Source organism: Blautia sp. OM06-15AC (genome assembly GCF_003481425.1).
Classification (GTDB): Bacteria; Bacillota; Clostridia; order Lachnospirales; family Lachnospiraceae; genus Fusicatenibacter; species Fusicatenibacter saccharivorans.
Window position 1 is genome coordinate 132,989 of the sequence record NZ_QULD01000004.1, and the last position, 18,706, is coordinate 151,694.

At 47.9% G+C, this 18,706-nt stretch carries 13 protein-coding genes; 1 reads left to right on the top strand and 12 read right to left on the bottom strand.

Annotated elements, in window-relative coordinates; genetic code table 11:
- Positions 1-356 precede the first annotated feature (356 nt).
- The 8 genes from DXB83_RS07660 to DXB83_RS07695 all read right to left on the bottom strand — a co-directional run bounded on the left by DXB83_RS07660 (position 357) and on the right by DXB83_RS07695 (position 12,801).
- Positions 357-1,235 carry a sugar ABC transporter permease gene (locus tag DXB83_RS07660; RefSeq protein ID WP_243108873.1) on the bottom strand — a complete coding sequence of 293 codons (879 nt, stop codon included), beginning with the start codon at positions 1,233-1,235 and terminating at the stop codon, positions 357-359.
- Entirely contained in the window at positions 1,235-2,608 is a 1,374-nt protein-coding gene (locus DXB83_RS07665) for a carbohydrate ABC transporter permease (protein WP_118697411.1), read from the bottom strand. The genes DXB83_RS07660 and DXB83_RS07665 overlap by 1 nt, the downstream gene beginning before the upstream one ends.
- A 101-nt stretch (positions 2,609-2,709) precedes the next feature.
- Positions 2,710-4,023 carry an extracellular solute-binding protein gene (locus DXB83_RS07670; protein WP_118660367.1) on the bottom strand — a complete coding sequence of 438 codons (1,314 nt, stop codon included), beginning with the start codon at positions 4,021-4,023 and terminating at the stop codon, positions 2,710-2,712.
- A 277-nt stretch (positions 4,024-4,300) separates the two neighbouring features.
- Positions 4,301-6,034 (bottom strand): extracellular solute-binding protein, encoded by a 1,734-nt coding sequence (locus DXB83_RS07675; protein WP_118697412.1) that lies wholly within the window; start codon positions 6,032-6,034, stop codon positions 4,301-4,303.
- On the bottom strand, positions 6,031-7,761 hold the full coding sequence (locus DXB83_RS07680) for a sensor histidine kinase (protein WP_158581094.1): 1,731 nt from the start codon (positions 7,759-7,761) through the stop codon (positions 6,031-6,033). Before DXB83_RS07680 ends, DXB83_RS07675 begins: the two co-directional genes overlap by 4 nt.
- A 1-nt stretch (position 7,762) precedes the next feature.
- Positions 7,763-9,286 carry a response regulator gene (locus DXB83_RS17015; RefSeq protein WP_118697414.1) on the bottom strand — a complete coding sequence of 508 codons (1,524 nt, stop codon included), beginning with the start codon at positions 9,284-9,286 and terminating at the stop codon, positions 7,763-7,765.
- A gap of 220 nt (positions 9,287-9,506) precedes the next feature.
- Positions 9,507-11,078 (bottom strand): AAA family ATPase, encoded by a 1,572-nt coding sequence (locus DXB83_RS07690; protein ID WP_117805275.1) that lies wholly within the window; start codon positions 11,076-11,078, stop codon positions 9,507-9,509.
- 148 nt (positions 11,079-11,226) lie between these two features.
- Positions 11,227-12,801 carry a carboxylesterase/lipase family protein gene (locus tag DXB83_RS07695; RefSeq protein WP_117805276.1) on the bottom strand — a complete coding sequence of 525 codons (1,575 nt, stop codon included), beginning with the start codon at positions 12,799-12,801 and terminating at the stop codon, positions 11,227-11,229.
- A gap of 299 nt (positions 12,802-13,100) precedes the next feature.
- On the opposite strand from DXB83_RS07695, the gene DXB83_RS07700 reads away from it, so the two are divergent.
- Positions 13,101-14,462, top strand: coding sequence for an MATE family efflux transporter (locus tag DXB83_RS07700; RefSeq protein ID WP_117805277.1), 1,362 nt, complete (start codon positions 13,101-13,103; stop codon positions 14,460-14,462).
- Positions 14,463-14,576: 114 nt separating this feature from the next.
- Here the strand turns inward: DXB83_RS07700 and DXB83_RS07705 are convergent, their stop codons facing one another.
- The 4 genes from DXB83_RS07705 to DXB83_RS07725 all read right to left on the bottom strand — a co-directional run bounded on the left by DXB83_RS07705 (position 14,577) and on the right by DXB83_RS07725 (position 18,595).
- Positions 14,577-15,287 carry an HAD family hydrolase gene (locus DXB83_RS07705; RefSeq protein WP_117805278.1) on the bottom strand — a complete coding sequence of 237 codons (711 nt, stop codon included), beginning with the start codon at positions 15,285-15,287 and terminating at the stop codon, positions 14,577-14,579.
- A gap of 309 nt (positions 15,288-15,596) precedes the next feature.
- Entirely contained in the window at positions 15,597-16,481 is an 885-nt protein-coding gene (locus tag DXB83_RS07710; RefSeq protein ID WP_055220913.1) for a homocysteine S-methyltransferase family protein, read from the bottom strand.
- Positions 16,482-16,695: 214 nt separating this feature from the next.
- A complete protein-coding gene (locus DXB83_RS07720) occupies positions 16,696-16,968 on the bottom strand; it encodes a hypothetical protein (protein WP_118697415.1) in 273 nt (90 codons plus the stop codon).
- Between the two features lie 247 nt (positions 16,969-17,215).
- Positions 17,216-18,595 carry a SurA N-terminal domain-containing protein gene (locus DXB83_RS07725; RefSeq protein ID WP_118666874.1) on the bottom strand — a complete coding sequence of 460 codons (1,380 nt, stop codon included), beginning with the start codon at positions 18,593-18,595 and terminating at the stop codon, positions 17,216-17,218.
- Positions 18,596-18,706: the final 111 nt, after the last annotated feature.

Genomic DNA, 18,706 nt, shown 5'->3' on the forward strand with positions numbered 1-18,706 from the left:
CAGACCCCCTCCCGTCCCTCACAACGAAAATAAGGATCTCGCTTCAGGTTCCGCGGCTCCTGCCGCGCATCCGGGCGCATTGGCATCGGCGGAAGGTGAATCCTGTGCGCGCGGACGGCGGTGGGTGGGGGATGACGGACGGCCATCAGGGCCGGGAGTCAAGAGGCTCTGAGACGGGAAATCATCAGATTTCCTGTCGAATAGCCTCGGTTCCCCCGCACACCGCCGCCCACACGTCAGGCATTCGCCCGCCGATGCCACAGCGCCCGGATGCGCGGCAGGAGCCGCGGGACCTGAAGTGAGATCCGCCCCCATAACCAAAAGAGCAGCCAACTCCCCGTCGGCTGCTCCACACATCATCCCTTGACGGCCCCCGAAAGTCCGTCTGTATAATACCGCTGCATCACCACAAACAGTATCGCAATCGGCACCGAAATACAAACCGCGCCCGCCGCAAAACAAGTATACCAGCTGTCGATATACTCCTTCTCCAGCATCTTCCAAAGTCCCAGTGCCACCGTATAATATTTCGCATTCGCGCGGCAGATAACCTTCGCGAAAATAAAATCCAGCCATGGTCCTAAGAATGCACTTAAAACCGTGTACACAATAATCGGTTTACTAAGCGGAATCGTCACCTTCGTAAACACCTGGAATCTCGTCGCTCCATCCAGATAAGCCGCCTCATCCAGTGCCTTCGGAACCGTATCAAAAAATCCCTTTGCAAGCAGGAATCCCGCTCCGGAACCGCCCGAGTACACCAGAATCAATGCCACACGGATCATCGATCCCTCCGAAAGGCCAACTGCCTTTAAAATATAGTAGACAGCAACCATCGACATAAATGCCGGGAACAGACCTAAGATCATCGCGATGTTCATGTAAGTCTTACGGATTTTAAACCGCATTCTCGACATGCAGTAAGAAACCGAAAGCACAAATATTGTAGAAATCAGACAACTGAACACCGCAATGATAAATGTGTTCTTAAACATCTGCGGAAAGTCTAACACCTGCGTATCTGTAAACAGACGCACATAATTATGAAGCGTATATCCCTTTGGGAAAAAGCTGGTAACATAAGATCCCTTCTGTGTACTGAAGCTTAAGAGTGCAATCCACAGAACCGGAATCACCCACACAATCGCAAGCAGTGCCAGAACCACATGTACAATCACATCGGAAATCATTCCGCGCGCTTTCATGGAGTGTGTTTTTTTCTCTTTGTTATTCATTATTGGAATCCCTCCTCGTTCTTGTAAGAACCAGTATTCCGGTACGTGATCAGTGAAACTACCGCCAGAATGACAAAGGTAAGAATACCGACAACCGCACCAACGTTAAAGTACTGTAAGTCAACCGTCAGCTTGTACAGCCAGGTAACCAGAAGGTCCGTCTTTCCGGCGGTTGCTCCGACCGGAACCGGTGCTCCTGCAGTCAGCAGATAGATAACGTTGAAGTTGTTGATATTACCCGTAAACGTTGTAATCAGATACGGAGTCGTGACAAACAGCATATACGGCAGCGTAATTTTAAAGAAAATTGTCACAGGGCCTGCGCCGTCCACACGGGCTGCCTCGTAAAGCTCACCCGGAATGTTCTGTAAGATACCGGTAACCTGCATCATGGTAAACGGAATACCAACCCAGAGGTTGATGATAACAACCGTCGCTCTCGCCCAGGTCGCATTTGTCAGGAACGGAAGCGGACTGCTGATCAGCCCGGCCTGAATCAAAAGATTGTTGACCAGGCCGTTGTCCTTTAACATCGTACGCATCAGAAGAAGAGAAACGAACTGCGGAATTGCAGCGGAGAGCATAAAGCAGAATCTCCAGAATCCCTTGATGCGGGTCGTTTTACGGTTGATGACAATCGCAAGAATCATACCAAAAATATAGTTCAGGAAGGTAGCGAGCACAGCCCAGATCAGGGTCCATCCAAGAACAGACCAGAATGTCTTGCCGATCGAGTTGCCCATGCCAAGAACCGTACTGAAATTTTTCAGTCCAACCCAGTGAAAAATCGTCAGATGGTCGCCGACTTTACTGTAGCTGGTGAAAGCCATACAGATCATAAAGACCAGTGGAAGGATTGTGAAAATCACAATACCGAGAATCGGAAGTGTCAGCAGGGTCCAGTGCAGTCTTTTGTCAACGAGTGCTTCCAGATCCTCTTTGATGTTGTTGATATGTTTCCCTTCCTTTGCACGACACTCTACCTCATAAGCGCTCTTCATATTGACACGCCAGATCATAAAGAAGAGAACCGTAATAAAAATCGTTGCTACTCCGTAGAGCAGGAACAGAATTGTCATATCGCCGCCGGTATATTCATAAATACCCTTGGCCTCGTTCCACACCTCTTCCTGCGCACGGCCGCCCAAGGTGATGAGATGATAGAGATTGTTGATACCGCCTTCAATCATAAACAGGAGATACGCAATTTCTACTGCCAGAAATAAAATACCCTTTACGATCTGTTTGTGAGCCAGATTTCCCAGTCCCATGACAAACATGGAAAGTTTCGTGACCGCATCGCCCTTTGTGATGGCTTTTGTCACCGGATAGGGAGTCTCAAACTCTTTGGCGCGTTTTTTCAATGATGCCATAATCTATCCTTTCCGAAAGACAGGCATTGTCAATCCTGGTGTCTGACAATGCCTGTGGTTTCAATCCTGTTGATTTCCGAACACTTCAGTGCCTGTCTTGCTTACTCGACTGCAGAAGTATTCATGCTTGTGTTCAGTTTCTCTGTCATTTCTGCAGCGTTATCATGGGTAACTTCACCGTTGACCAGAGATTTACCAAAATTCTCTGCCGGAGTCCAGTAGTTGCTCATATTCTTAACGAACGGCTGGATGATAGAAGTATTGTTGAAGGTATCGTTCTGAGCAGTTACCAGTGCATCGTCTGTGATCTGGGAAAGCAGCTCTTCGTTACACGGAACTACGTTTCTCAGTTCATAGTGTGCTTTCTGAGCATCTGCGCTTCCGAGATATCTTGCAAGAGCAACTGCAACCTGCGGATATTCACAGTTCGGATTCACACCGATTGCTTTAGAACCGGAGAAGGATTTCATCTGTTTCTCCTCACCGTTGATGGTGATCGTCGGAAGCTGTACAACACCATAGTTGTCGCCGAGTGCCTCTTTGACTGCGGACGCATCCCAGGAACCGGAGAACATTGCTTTTACAGAACCGTCACGCAGACCGGAAAGACCGGATCCGTCTGCATCAGATACGAAGTTCGGATTGTTTACCAGGTCAACCAGGTAATCGGTTACTGCTTTTGCTTTATCGCCTTCGAAGTCAACGCCTGCTGCCTCGTCTGTTCCGTCCTCACCGAACAGCGTACAGCCGTTTGCTACGTAGAAGGAAGCAATGTACCAGGAGTTTGTAATCGGGAAGGAAATCTTGTCTTTTGCGATCATGGTATCCAGGTTTTTCACTTCATCCTCAGTGAATGCAGATTTATCATAGTACATAAACCAGGTGTTTGTGGTGAATGGTACACCGTAGATATCGCCGTCAACGGATACGGAATCTACAATTGCCTGAGAGTTGTTCTCTTTTACCTCCTCAACTGTCTGTCCGCCGAGTTTTGAAATTCCGTTTGCAGCGATCAGGGATGTCAGGTTGTCGTTTGCAAACATGTAAACATCTGCTGCTCCTTCAACGTCCTGTGTTACGGTATCTTTTGCATCGCTCTCTGCGCATACACCGTAATCAAAGGTAATGTGCCAGGATGGATGCTCCTCTGCAAACTGATTGCACATGGTCTGCAGCCACTCACCGCTGTCGCTTGCCTGATCCTCTGATGGAGACCATACGGTAAGGGTTGTGGTAATTTCCTCTTCCTCTGCTGCGTTGGAAGCAGATGCGCTTGTGCTTCCTGCCTCGGATGTGCTCTTGGAATCGTTTCCGGAAGCGGCATTTGAAGAACCGCTGTCGCTGTTTCCGCATCCTGCCAGCATGCCAACTGCAAGTGCTGCGGTCATCATAATAGATACTACTTTCTTTTTCATATTGAAAATCCTCCTTGTATGATTTTTCTTTCTGGAACGTCTGCTGTCATATCGCATTTGCTGCTTGGTATCTCTCGTTCTTGTTGATTTTATTATAGCAGTCGGCGGATTTTCCTGAAATATCAAGAATCTATGATCTATGTTGGATTTCTACGTTACATTTCTACACCAGTGCATATCCGAAAACTCATTTCCGCAAGCCGCAGGATTCTTTTCCGCAACCCAAAAAGAGACAGCGCACCGTTTTCCCGGTGCGTCCTGCCTCTTCTTCTGTTTTTTATTCTGCTTTTTTTTCTGTCTTCTGTTCTTCCTGTGAATTCAGGCTTTTCCTTTCCTGAATCATCTCCTGAATGATCTCATTTCCGCCTTCCTCCTGCCACTCTTTTACAAATTCGTTAAAAGCAGAAAGCTCAGACTCACCCCGGATAATTTTTAAAAAGGTCTCCGACTCCAGTTCTTTTAAGGTGTAACGATATGCTTCTGTGGTCTTCGTCCGGGTCGGATAAATCGTATTCACTCTTTGAATCTTTTCGTCGCTCAAAAGCGAGCAGGCTTTGATACGGGATAAATACGCGCTCCACTCCTCCGCACTCGCTGTTTTCGGGTTCTCCAGATAGGCGCGGCATACCTTTTCGAACGATCTTTCCAAAATCTCCAGCTCATCCTCCGATTTTTCCCCGTTCAGTGCCGCCTGCAGATTTTCGTAACAGATCGTCAGTGCCTGATTATAGTCGAGATTGATTGCTAAGGGGCGTGCCGTCGGATCGATATTTCCCGTATAATATTGCTGAAATTCTCCCCTTGGATCATCGTAGGAATAGCGCATATAATCAAACATCACCGACAGAATCTTCGGCACAATCTCCGGATATTCATACCCTTTTCGCACTACCACATAATTTCCGGTCAGCTTTTCGTTGCAGTATCGCACACTTCCATCCTTCCCGGTCCGAATCAGAAACGGCTGCCAGTCGGCCTCCGGATCCGTCTCATGACAGCGCCAGAGCGGGTTGTTCGGTGCCCACCACGGTGCGAAGAAAATGCCGCAGCGTCCCTGGGCAATGAGCTCGGCAATGTCATCCTGTGTGCGGATCAAAAAGTCCCGGTCAAGGACGCCCTCCTGGTACCAGTCGGCCAGCATGCCAAGTGCGTCTTTTACATTGGGCTGAACGGAACCATAAACCGGCATTCCTTCCGCATCCGTCAGCCATCTTCCCGGATATGCACCAAATGAGGCAAAAATAAGATTCATGCCGTATTCCGAAGAAATGCCCGTGCCGCCGTACAGAGTTGTGCTGACTGCAAGACCGATGTTACCCATCTCCTGGTTTGCCGGATTCTCCTCTGCAAACGTCAACGCAATATGTTTCACATCATCGATCGTTTCCGGTACGGAAAGTCCCAGTTTTTCCATCCAGTCCTTCCGCACCCATAGAAGATTCGGACCGTCCGAAATGTTGGTTTCCGGGAATGCCATCAGCTTTCCGTCAAAGGTACAGCCCTGCAGAATCTCCTCACCGTAGCTTGCATAAATATCCTTGATACGGTCGCTGGCACAATTTGCATAAACCTCTGTAAGATCGGCAAGCTGATCGTTTTTCTGCATGGCATTCATCGTTTTTTGATCCACAACCATGATATCGGCAATGTTTCCTGTTGCAATCATGGTAGAAATGCCAACGTTATAGGTATCACCGTAGTTTTCATAAACATCCTCGTTCTGTACATTAATGATTTCGCGGATCAGGCGTGTATAGGCATTGTCCTCATAGGTTTCTCCCTCCGGGAGATTGGAATTATTCACACCCGTCATTTTTGCCAGCGTGTACGTGATGGTTTCCGGGTAACGTCCGTACGGCGTTGTTTTCGCTTCCGTAAGAGCCGCAGCCTCATTTCCGGCAGCATCGGAAACAGAATCATTTCCTGCTGCGCCACTTTCTCCGCAGCCACCCAGAATCGTTCCCGCTGCCAGCAATACAGCGAGGCCTGCCGCAAGTTTTTTTTGCATCATGCCTGTACCTCCCTTTCCACGCCCGGAATCCGCACCGTCACTTTTGTTCCCTTTCCCGGCTCACTCTCAATCGAAAGACCATACGCTTCTCCGTATTCGAGCTGAATCCGGGAATTGACATTCCGCACACCGTAGCCGCTGCTCTTCTCCGTCAAAATTGTCTGTGCTTTCTCCTGTTCCATGCCAACGCCATTATCCGCCACGGAAAGCACCACACAGTCTCCGTCGCGCCGTCCGCTGATTGTGATCACGCCTGGCTCACTGCCGCGCCGCCGGTCAATTCCATGTGCAATCGCATTTTCGGCAAGCGGCTGCAGAATCAGGTTCAGTGTACGGTAATCCAGAATATCCTCCGCCACATCCATTTTGACCGTAAAACTGTAGTCGTGAAACATTTCCTGAATCTGCAGATACGAACGCACATTGTCGATCTCCTCGCGGATGGACATCGTATTTTTGCCTTTGTTCAGAGAAGTCCGGTAGTACCGCGAAAGCGCCAGCGTAGCCTTGCTGATATCATCCGAACCGATTTCCAATGCTTTCCAGTTGATCAGCGACAACGAATTATACAGAAAATGCGGGTTAATCTGCGCACGGAGCGCCGTCATTTCATACTGCTTCTGGCGGATGCGGCTCTCATAGACTTCCTGAATCAGCTGACGGATGCGTGACAGCATCTGATTAAAGCCACGCGTCAGATCACCGATTTCATCCCTTTCTGTAGAAACCAGTTCCACTTCCAGATTTCCTTCTTCTACCTCGGACATTGTCATTTTTATCTTTTCAAGGCGGTGCGCCATGTTTCCGGAGAATTTCATAATCACGACCGCAGAGAAAAGGACGCAGCCCGCCCACATCAGAAGAACTATCAGAAGAATCGGCTGCATCGGACTGATGATGCCTTTTTTCGGCAGATAGCACGCGGCATGCCATCCATTCTGCTCAATCTCCTTTTCCAGGAGAATGTAGTTCGCTGTATTCTGCTTCTCTTTTTTTTGTATCTTCTGAAAGTCTGAAAATTCCATCTGGTATTTCGCATTCCTGGTCATCTTCTGATTTTCATACAGCACTTCTTTGTCCTCATTGTAGACGAAAACACCGTAATCCTCATTGACTGCAAGCTCCATGGAGCCAAAAATCTTACTGTAGTCCATGGAAATGTATAAAAAACCGCCTTTTCCGTCATCAATCAGCGGCATAGACCGCACCATCGTCACCGTTCCCTGATCCATATCGGCATACCAGTGAACGTCATTGTCCGCCGGTGCTGTCCATTCATCATTTTCAATTTCCTGCGCCGGACGCAGATACGTGCCGTGCGGAATGACGAAATCACGCACATAGACCGTAGATTGTCGGATTTCCGGGTAAAAATAACTTAAGGAATCCATCATCGGATCAAACTCTTTCACCATGCGCTCGTATGCTTCGAAGCTGTTTTTGTCTTCTGCCTTTATAATCTGAACAATCGTCTGGTCGAATGCCAGATAGTCCGACATACTCTGGTGCAGCGCAAGCTCCGTATTCACATCGTCCACTGCCTGATCAAAGGTGGTCTGCAGATTTTTGATCTCACGCTCGACAAGTACACGGCGCATCTGGGTGTAAAACAGTGTGAACATCAGGCACATTGGGAAAAGTCCTGTGAGAACGTAAGCCACGATAAGTTTCCGGTGTACCTTCATATCTGAAAATGCTTTTTTTATTCTGCCGGCAAATGATGTCATCTTACTCCCCCTGATCCCGGTATTTCTGCGGGCTGATTCCAAAATATTCGCGGAAGCTCTGACAGAAATAGGACACATTCACAAAACCGCATTTTTCGCAGATTATACCGATTTTCTCATTTGTATTTTCAAGCATCTCCCGCGCACGCTCCATGCGGAAACCTTTTAAGTAGCGGCTCAGGTTTTCTCCTGTATTTTTCTTGAAAATGCTGCTCAGATAATTCGGTGTCATGCCAACCTCGCGCGCAAGCTGGTCAACACCCATGCCACTGTCAGAATAGTTCTCACAGATATACTGTTTAATCTGCTCGACTTCTCTGCGTTTCGCAACACCGCCGTCTGCGCGGAAGACCGTTTCGAGCCGGTCAATACCCATACGGACCGCTTGAATCACACCGGTCATGTTGCTGCTGTGATACAGGGCGTCGATCTCACGGTCCAGCTCCCGCTCATCTTTTCTCTCGAGATTGTCGTAAATCTCTTTCAATAAGTTGGAAAACATAAATTTGATGTAAATCTGAGAAAAAATCGTCTGGTGCTCATACTTTTCGCAGAACTGGTCAAAGTGTTCACGCAGGCTCTCCAGATCCTTCATGCGAATGTCCTGCTGGATCTGGCGGATCAGGATTTCAGCATCAATCTGCACCAGCACCTCGGACTGCTCCTCCTGAAAGGGAAGAAAAACATGGTTTCCCGTGTGATAAAAGCGACGCTCCATGAGCTGCTCCGTCTGTGCAAATGCATCGTAAAGCTCAACGTCCGGCGTGATCTCACCCGACACGGCCAGAAAGCATTCCTGGTCCCACATTTCACGAATATAATGGTACAGCTTCCGTCCGAACGCTTCCCAGCCGCCATCCGGCTCCTCGCTAAAAAACAGGATGGACTGCTGTGGGTTCAGGTTCAGATAGTGAAAGGGCATCTGCAAATCGCTCTGCATCTTTTCAATCTGTTCGCTGTTTACCTGTTCAAAATAGTTGTTGGCACACTCCAGCAGTACCATACGGCAAAAATCCCGGACAAAGCTCATATCGAGAAGCGTCTGTGTTTTCTCCTGCATTGCGCTGCGGCTCTGCCCATTGACCATCAGATACAGCAAATGTTCCCGCAGAAACTCCATACTTTCGTCCTTCCGTTTTTCCTCGCGCTCACTTTTTGCAAGCTTTTCCGTGATTTCACCAACCACCTTTTCAAATTCTTCCGGGTTGACCGGTTTTAAAATATAGGCGGAAACACCGTAGGAAATCGCCTTTTTTGCGTAGGAAAACTCATCATACCCACTGAAAATCACCGTTTCCGTCCCCGGATACTCCTCATGAATCCGGGAAAGAAGCTCAATTCCATCCATGAACGGCATATTGATGTCGGTCAGCAGTACGTCAATTTTCTCTTTTTCAAACACCTCCAGCGCTTCCTCTCCATTGGAGGCCTCCAGAATATTCTCCCGGATATTCATCCGCGAAAGCAGCATCCGAATGCCCTTTCGCTCTATCATTTCATCATCTACAATCAGATATGTGTACATGCATCGATCCTCTTTCTAAGCAGCCTGCCTAAAGCGGCGCATACTGGTTTTATTATACCATTCCCGCGGCAGAATTGCATAGCATTTACCGCTCAAAACCGTTACCGGAAACGCAAAACCAGAGCCGGTGAAAACATTCTCATCCGACTCTGGTTTTTCTATTACATGATTTCAGGACACCACTCATCCTGTCCCGAATCAGGCCTTCGTCCTCTCCCTTTTACTTCTGATATTCCTCAATTCTGCAAACATGTTCTTTTGTCTTTTTATTATAATTAATTCCTACCAGAAGCAAGTTTCCCTGATATTCTTCCAGACTTCTGCAATATTCTTTGTCCTTAATCTGCGCAAGCGCACCCTCTGCTGTTTTGTCCCATTTCAGTTCTACAACCAGCGCCGGTTTGTCCTGGTATCTTTTTCTTGGTACGAAAACAAGATCCGCAAACCCTTTTCCCCCAGGCAGTTCACGGTAAACCGTGTAAAAATTCCGTGCTGCATACAGCGCCAGTGAAATCGTATAGCTCAACGCATTTTCATCATTGTACTGAAGCTGTGACGTTTCAAAATGTGCCAGCCGAATTCCCTCTGCTACCTGTGTTTCCTGTTTTTCCCACACAGCCTGCAGAAGATCTGCGGAATTTTTCAGTGCCTTTGAAATATCTCCCCATTGGGAAACGGTTACCGCACTGGCATATTCTGACTGTACCTCGGCATTCGGAATAAAAACATATTTATTCTGTTCCTCATAACCAAGATATCCAAGATGAATCAGCAGTGTCAGCACATCATCCTCTGTCCGGAAAGTTGTCATATCATTCGTAAAACTGCCCGTGTTCACCGGAATCTTTTTCCCTGCCATCATCTGCAGTACGTCATCCCGCAGGCCGTCAAAATTCAGATCAATATACCACTGTAGTGCTTCAAATGTTTCTGTCTGATTCCAGTAATTGCCGATTTTCCGGAATCGCATGGCATTGACAACCGAACGCGGGCTGTAAACCGAACTTTCTCCCGGGAACGAATAGCCGTCATACCAGTTTTTAATTTCTGCCAGATCCATCTGATACCGGCCGCAGAGTTCTTCTACTTCCTGCTCCGTAAATCCTACATATTCTGCGAGCGGCCCTGGATCAAGCATTGTAAATTCATCAAACATATTCAGTGCAGAATGGGTTCCATATTTTTTGATCGGCAGAATACCCGTCAGATAGGCAAGTGCTACGTAAACCTTATCTTTCAGAAAATCCCGCAGGAAATCAAGATACTCTTCCTGTGCTTTTTTATCCTGCTGATATTCCCGGAAAACACAGTCCCATTCATCAATGATAATGACAAACGACTGTTTTGTTGCCGCATAAATATCCTGCAGCGATTCTACCAGATCCGTATCGTCAAAGTAGTCCACGTCCGGATAACTGTTTTTCAGTTCCCGCAGCAGCATTCTTCGAACACGGTCAATCACCTGGCCAATTTCCTTGCTCCGGCTCAGAAATTCCTGCATATTCAAAAAAATCGTAGGATATTGATTTAAGTGCTGTCCAAATACAGCATTTTGAGAAATTTTCAATCCAGAAAAAAGTTCTCTGGAATCGCATTCCTTCCCATAATAAGCCGTCAGCATATCCGCCGTCATAGATTTTCCAAAGCGCCGCGGACGGCTGACACAGACATATCTCTGCACAGTATTAATCACCTGATTGGTATACTCGATCAGCCCTGTTTTATCCACATAAATTTCGGACTGAACCGCTTTTGCAAATTTTTCATTTCCCGGATTCAGATAAACTCCCATATTCCACCTGCGCCTTTCTCTTTCTACCTCTATCATACGATATTCTTGCCTTAAGTTCAATTTAGCATAAGTTGAAAAATGCCAGAATGTTTTTAACTGAGGCAAAACATTCTGGCTGTTTTTTCTGGGATTGCTATGAGTCAATTAATTAATGAATAAAGAACGCGTCCTCTTCCTCGTCTTCCACAACCGGTGTCATCGGGTTATACTCGGTTTCCACCAATTTTTTCACCAGCTCGTGATCGAAGTTGCGGCGGATTTCACAGGTTCTGTCGAAAATCATGGTTGCTTCATCCCCTGGGGTGCATGCCGGCCAGTTCGGGAGGGATGGGGTTTCCGGACTTCCGTAGCGGGCAAAGTTGATCCAGGCGGTGGCCATACGCTCCTGCAGACGGTCTGTTTCGCCCGGGACATTGCATACGGCGATGCGGTCGATGTTATGGAATACGAACGGAATCTCGGCACAATGCCATGCGGCTTTTCCGCCATCGATCGGGAATTCATAGGTAAACTGATAGGAATAAGTCGGCGCTTCTGTAAACTCCGATTTCTGACGAATGAATTCGATCGTGTCCGGACGGAAGAACGTATCCACAGACCACAGATCCACAATTGTTTTGTCCGGATATGCTTTTTCAAAAAGAGAAATCAGCTCCGGCGTTGCATCACCATATTTTCTCGTCAGGAACGCAATCTGTTCCTCACGGTTCATCTCATGTTTTCCCGGCACAACCGGTCCAAAATCAAACTCACCGATGTTGGTTCCTGCCAGCACAGGAATCGTTTTAGCGTGATCCGTAAATCCGCACTTGATCGGATTTCCGCGGAACCAGCCATTCTCCATCGGTCCCTGTCCGATATAGCAGCCTTTCGCAGCAACCTCTGCCTCAACTTTATTGTACGCATTTGACAGCTCATAATACGGGATCGTCTCAAGCTTCTCCACCTCGGACTCGTCCAGATTCAGTTCTTTTAACAGAGCCTTCACAATCGCGGTGCCGTCTCCGTCCTCTTTCTGATAAACCTTTGCCTCATAAACACCGCTCTCGATGATACCCTTCTGGAACAGGCCGTCTGCTGCCGGCGTATTCATCAGCGTTGCCACCTTCATACCGCCGCCGGACTGACCGAAAATCGTAACATTCTCCGGGTCTCCGCCGAATGCCGCGATATTGTCATGTACCCACTGCAATGCAGCTACCATATCTGCGTTTCCTGCATTCGCAGAATTTTTGTATTTTTCGCCAAACGGCGAAAGATCGAGATAACCGAGGATATTCAGCCGATGGTTCACGGAAACAACAACGACATCACCGAACTCGCTTAAGTGATCCCCCTCATATGCCACATGCTCAATCGCAGAACCGGCGCTGAAGCCGCCGCCGTGGAGCCATACCATGACCGGCTTTTTCGCACCCGGATCAAGACTCTGTGTCCAGACATTCAGGTTCTGGCAATGCTCGTCCTGCGGCCAGTAACGATGCGGTACCAGCACCTCCATGTTCGGCTCATCCTGCTTTAAAAGCGGACATACATAGCCGTACGCCAGTGCATTTTTGATTCCTTTCCATGGTTTCACCGGCTGTGGCATCTGGAAACGGTCCGCCTCAGCGTAATGGATTCCATGAAACGCGTATGTCGTATTCAGGCGGAAGCCGCGTACCTTTCCCGCCTTTGTCTCTACTACCGGATCTGTTTTACTGCATACAAAATAATCTCCCATATTTCAGTTACCTTCTTTCTATCCTGTTCTGTGACGCGCAGTTTCCAAAAAACCACCGCAAAATCCCCCTGATCTTTCCGTTTTTGCACCGGTCTTTGAAGCATCTGTTGTTTTTGCATTTACGCATCTGCTCCTTATTATACCAGACAATTTTTTCAGAAACAATTCTTTTCACTTTTATTTTCGGCTGTTTATATCAATAAAGTCCGAAAATCGCGTCAAAAACTGATATTTCCATCACAACTTCAAAGTGCTACAATAAAAAAGAAGGTAAAATCAACGTAAAAAAGGGGACTACTATGACGAAAACAGTACAAAAGAGCAAAGCCCGCGATATGACCCAGGGCTCCATCTGGAAACAGCTTCTTCTCTTCTCGCTTCCGCTGATGGCCGGAAATCTCTTCCAGCAGCTTTACAACACCGTTGACAGCATCGTTGTCGGCAACTTTGTCGGCAAGGAAGCACTCGCCGCCGTCGGCTCCGTCGGTCCGATCATCAATTCTCTGATCGGCTTTTTCATGGGACTTTCCACCGGTGCCGGTGTCATTATCTCTCAGTATTATGGCGCAAAGGCGGATGAAAAGGTCAGCCGCACCGTCAGCACGACACTGGTGATGACATTTTTTCTCTCTATTGTCTTTACTATTCTCGGCATCTTCATTACACCGTACATGCTCCGCATGATGAGTACGCCGAACGACGTCATCCGTGAGTCGGCAACGTATCTTAAAATTTACTTTGGCGGTGTTGCCGGTCTGATGTTCTACAACATGGGCTCCGGCGTTCTCCGCGCTGTCGGCGATTCCCGTCATCCGCTGTATTTCCTGATTTTTTCCGCTGTTGTCAATACCGTGCTCGATCTTTTGTTTGTCGTTTCCTTCGGCATGGGAATCGAGGGTGTGGCGCTTGCAACCGTTATTGCACAGTGCCTTTCGGCGGTTCTGACGCTGTATGTGCTGACCACAACAGACGGCCCATACCGCATCTGTTGGAAAAAGCTCTGCATGGACTGGTCTTTGCTGTACCGCATCGTCTGCGTCGGACTGCCGGCAGCGATCCAGCAGATGGTGACTTCCGTTTCCAACGTTTTCGTGCAGTCCTATATCAATGTATTCGGCTCGGATGTTATGGCAGGCTGGAGTGCCTGCATGAAAATCGACCAGTTTATGATGCTGCCGATGATGAGTGTTGGTCTTGCTTCGACCACCTTCACCGGACAGAACGTCGGTGCCAGCTACATTGACCGTGCAAAGAAGGGTGCTACAACCGCATTCCTGCTTGCTGAGCTTGTAACCATTGTGATGATGATTCCTCTGCTGATTTTCGCTCCGCAAATGGTCTATCTGTTTAACCAGGAGGCAGCTGTGATTCGTTACGGAACCCTGTTCCTGTATCTCCTCTCCCCGTTCTACATTCTCTGCTGCGTCAACCAGGTTTATTCTAACGTCCTGCGTGGCGCAGGAGACACCAGAACACCAATGATCGTAATGCTCGGAAGCTTCGTCGTGTTCCGCCAGATTTACCTGTTTGTGATGTCTCATATATTTGATTCCATCATTCCGATTGCACTTGGTTATCCGGCGGGATGGCTGGTATGCAGTGTTCTGATTTATGCCTGCTATCGGAAATTCCGATGGGATAAAGGAATGCGGAAAAACTGAAGGATTCCTTTCCGGACATAAGCAAAAGGGGCTGTCGCACTAAGAAAATGAACGTAGTGCGACAGCCCCTTTTTTCGCATTATTTTTTCAGGAGTGCTGCTGAATGCTCTTTAATCAGAACAACTCTGCAATCGCCGCGATCTTCTCACAGTTTTCCGGCAGCGGACCATTGATTTTCGGTGACTGGCGCGTTGCCACGTAACAGCTTGCGATTCCGGCAGAGGCTGCACCGTGGCAGTCAGCGATGTCGTCATTTCCTGTCATCAGGCATTCTGCCGGATCGAGGTGATACTGCTTCAGCAGCATCTCATAAAACGCCGGATCCGGCTTTTTCACACCGGCATCCGATGAGAGCAGGATTCCGTCAAAGTATTTCGTAAGGCCGAGCAGGGAAATTTCCGGCGCGGTGAAAAGCGCCTGTGCGTTGGACAGCAGAAAAACCTTCTTTCCTGCGTCTTTTAAACGCTGCAGCATTTCCGGCACGCCGGGGAACAGTTTCAGTTCTTCTATCGAAATCGCACGGAACATTTTCGCCAGATCTGCAATTTCTTTTTCCGTTACCGAAACAGCTTGATCCTCAAACAGCTGCCGGAACACATCCGCAATGTCGATTTCCGGTACATGGCTGCCGCGGCATTCCATTTTAAGCGCAGCTTCCTGCTCTTTGATTTTTGTCTCATACGCCATCCGGAGTTCTTTCGGCTCATAGGCGGCCCCTTTCATGCCGAAGAACAGGCTCATTTTTTTCCAGAGATACGCTTTCTTTTCATTCGTATGTATATCTACCAGAGTTCCATATAAATCAAAAATATAATTCTGATACATCCTTCATCATCCTTTCTTACGGAAAGTTTTCCACACGACACGTATTCTACCAGACTTTTCTCCACAATTCCATGTCTTTTTTCCAGACTTCCTATCTTTTTTCTCCACCCGGGCTTTCCATCAGACCAGATCGTTGAAACCTGTTTTGTCTTGCTTTCTGTAAGAAAGAATCCTGCCAGGAGGGCTTTTTACTTTATCGGAAAATTCAACGAAGTTTCTGGTAACGCAAAAAATTCCCCTGTACAGATTTTGTCCGCAACAGGGGAATTCATTACATCTCACAGTTTCCTGCGAATTGTAATCTTTGATTTACTTTCTCGCATCCAGCATTTCTTTCACCAGACGAATATACTCCGGTGTCGTTCCGCAGCAGCCGCCGACAATGCCTGCACCCGCGTCTACCAGAATGTTCATATATTTTGCAAACGTCGGCGCATCCATGCTGTAGATTGCCTCACCGGTCGGCGTGATTTTCGGCAGGCCGGCATTCGGTTTTACGATAACCGGTACTCTTGCCACTTTTTTCATGGAATTTACGACTGCCTCAAGCTGATCCGGTCCGACCGAGCAGTTCAGTCCTACGGCGGATGCTCCCATTTCCTGCAGTGTCTCAACTGCTTCCACAGCGTTTCCGCCGAACAGGGCAGAACCGTCTGCTTCCAGCGTCAGAGAACACATAATCGGCAGATCGCAGACAGAAAGTGCAGCATCCATAAAGACACACGTTTCGTCTACGCTCAGCATCGTCTCCGCTACCAGAAGATCAACGCCCGCATTTGCTACCGCTGTTACCTGCTCTGTGTAGGATTCCAGCAGCTCTTCATAAGAGAGATCGCCTTTTGGCTGCAGCATTTTTCCCGGTGTGGAAAAATCTCCCGCGATCAGCGCACCCGTTCCGGCAAGCGCTTTTTTCGAGATATCCACCAGGCGTGCGTTCAGCTCCTCCACCTCGTTTTCTCTTCCATAATCCGCTAATTTCAATCTGTTTGCACCAAAGGTCGGCGCATAGACAATCTGGCTTCCCGCCTCCACGTAAGCCTTCTGTAAATTTGCCAGAATATCAGGGTGCTCCAGAACCCAAAGCTCTGTACTGACTCCTTTTGGCATTCCCGCTTTTGTCAGATTTGATCCGGTTGCGCCATCCAATAAAATGACACCTGCTCCGGCAAGCTGTTCAAATTCTTCTCTTGTCATTTTCTTTTCTCCATTCTGCCCGAGTTACCTGCAGCACATGTCCGCGTATACTGACAAATCCCGGCTGTTTTTTCTGAACCTGCCGCGCTTTTCGCGTCAAATTCATGTTCAGTATAGCATTGTATTGTTTTCCCGACAAGTAGAAAAGAGGTATCCGTTTTGGATACCCCTTCTCCTGTTTCCGTTCACGGATGTTCAGCAAACCCTGACATCCTTAATCATGATGCGCGTCTGAATGATGTGTCTCCGAATGATGTGTCCTGCCCGAGCTGTTCCCTCCACCGGATGTGGTATTTTTCGGTGACCCCGGAGACAAATTTGTTCCCTGATTCACACGGGTTGCTTTCTGTCCATTTTCCACCTGCGAGGATGCCGATACCGTTGAAACACCCGAATCGGAACTGTTTTCCGTTGCAGCATTTTTTCCACACGCAACGAAAGCCAGTACTGCTGTACCGACAAGTACGGAAATTACTGCCTTCTTCATTTCTCCACCTTCTTTCCTGGTACATCGTTTTCGCCTGAACATTAGAGCGTGTCTGAAAAATTATTTCCGCAATTTGCGAGATACACTCTGGTTGTAATTTCATTTTAAATGAACTTCTTACTATTGTCAATTTACTCTACAAATTCCCTATTATTTTCTTTTTTTTATTCAAAAATATTTTCAGACACAAACAGCAGCCGGATCCCTCTCCCGGATCCGGCTGCCGTTTGTCCTGTATCGTATGCTTTTATTCTGCAGTGCTTGAAGACGTTGAAGCAGTGCCTGTGCTGCTTGTCGATGTCGTTTCGGTACTGCCTGATGTCGTGCTGTCAGACGTTGTACTGTCGGTTGTGGTTCCATCTGTGGAATCTGTAGAAGCGCTGTCAACTGTCATCGTATACAGATCTGCGTCCGTTACTTCAAGTTTTTTCCAGTTGGATGCGACCTTGATATCGCTCTCCTTTACCCATCCATCCAATGTATCGTTGTACTTATCCGATTTGCGGTTGGAAATGATAGTCTGTCTTCTGGACTCGGTTTTGTCCTCGTCGAATGCTTTATCTACACGGATCACATAATATGCATCGTCGCCTTCGATGACACCGTCATAATACTCGCCATCCTTCAGCTTTGCTGCTTCTTCCGCTACTTTATCTCCAAGAGAACAGGTATCGTCATCGTCTTTCTCCGATCCGGTTCCAAAGGATGTCTCGGAAGAGGTCAGATAAGAAACCTCAGAGGAGGAATCGCTGGCGGAACTGCTCGATGTGCTCGCGCTTGAAGCGTCGGATGCGCTTGTGTCGGAAGCATCGGAAGAAGAGCTGCTCTCATCGGAGCTGTCGGCAGAATCGGTGGAATCTGCGGTATTCTCCGCATTTAACTGATCGTTCAGCTCCTTGCGCAGATCGGTAAACGATGCGGTTGCCGGATCCTCAGACTCTTTTAAGAGATCCAGGAATCTCTGTGCGATTTCTTTCTTTGCCGCTTTTTCCTCGTCCGTCAAATCAATCGTTTTTCCATCGTCATCCTTCTCGGTTCCTGCTGTGGATACCGTGATGTAGCTGATGGAGGTCTGCTTTGCCTCTTCATCGGATACCTCGGTATCTACATCTGCGATGATCGGATCATAAATTCTGGTCTGAATAACATACAGCTCCAGTGCATCCTGGATGTCCTCAACGGTTGCGTGCAGCTTTTTCATCACATCGTCACCGTTCTTATCTGCGAATGCCTGTGCAGCCTCTTTCGCCTGCTGTTTTTCCTCGTCTGTCAGGGAAATTCCGTATTCCTCTGCGTGCTGCCGCATCAGAAGCTCTTTTTCGATCGTATCAAGAGACTGCTCCTTGAACGTTTCCCCGGTAGTCTTTCCATCGTCGCCTTCCTTGTCGTACATCTCAGACGGCATCTGCATTCCGTACATAGAGTACATCTTGGAATAATAATTGTACATGGTTGCCTGCTGATATCTCAGCATGAAATTTGCCTGTCCGAGTGTAATCGACTCGTCATTTACAGTAACTGCCGTTTTTGTTCCGTCCACATTGTCGGAACCGCAGCCGGTCAGTCCCATCGCTGCCATCGAAGCACTCAGCATAACGCAGACTGCTTTTGCTTTTAAATTTTTCATTACTTCCTCCTCATGCAGGACGAAATGTATGCTCAAAAAGAGTTTTTCTTTTTACACATTCGAATTTCCGGTCCTGCATCGATTTTTATAAACGCTTTTTCTATTATACCC

Coding starts and splice junctions, on each gene's coding strand:
- DXB83_RS07680 (WP_158581094.1), bottom strand. CDS start 7,761: ATGACATCATTTGCCGGCAGAATAAAAAAAGCATTTTCAGATATGAAG.
- DXB83_RS07690 (WP_117805275.1), bottom strand. CDS start 11,078: ATGGGAGTTTATCTGAATCCGGGAAATGAAAAATTTGCAAAAGCGGTT.
- DXB83_RS07725 (WP_118666874.1), bottom strand. CDS start 18,595: ATGAAAAATTTAAAAGCAAAAGCAGTCTGCGTTATGCTGAGTGCTTCG.
- DXB83_RS07700 (WP_117805277.1), top strand. CDS start 13,101: ATGACGAAAACAGTACAAAAGAGCAAAGCCCGCGATATGACCCAGGGC.
- DXB83_RS07670 (WP_118660367.1), bottom strand. CDS start 4,023: ATGAAAAAGAAAGTAGTATCTATTATGATGACCGCAGCACTTGCAGTT.
- DXB83_RS07665 (WP_118697411.1), bottom strand. CDS start 2,608: ATGGCATCATTGAAAAAACGCGCCAAAGAGTTTGAGACTCCCTATCCG.
- DXB83_RS07695 (WP_117805276.1), bottom strand. CDS start 12,801: ATGGGAGATTATTTTGTATGCAGTAAAACAGATCCGGTAGTAGAGACA.
- DXB83_RS07675 (WP_118697412.1), bottom strand. CDS start 6,034: ATGATGCAAAAAAAACTTGCGGCAGGCCTCGCTGTATTGCTGGCAGCG.
- DXB83_RS07660 (WP_243108873.1), bottom strand. CDS start 1,235: ATGAATAACAAAGAGAAAAAAACACACTCCATGAAAGCGCGCGGAATG.
- DXB83_RS07720 (WP_118697415.1), bottom strand. CDS start 16,968: ATGAAGAAGGCAGTAATTTCCGTACTTGTCGGTACAGCAGTACTGGCT.
- DXB83_RS07705 (WP_117805278.1), bottom strand. CDS start 15,287: ATGTATCAGAATTATATTTTTGATTTATATGGAACTCTGGTAGATATA.
- DXB83_RS07710 (WP_055220913.1), bottom strand. CDS start 16,481: ATGACAAGAGAAGAATTTGAACAGCTTGCCGGAGCAGGTGTCATTTTA.
- DXB83_RS17015 (WP_118697414.1), bottom strand. CDS start 9,286: ATGTACACATATCTGATTGTAGATGATGAAATGATAGAGCGAAAGGGC.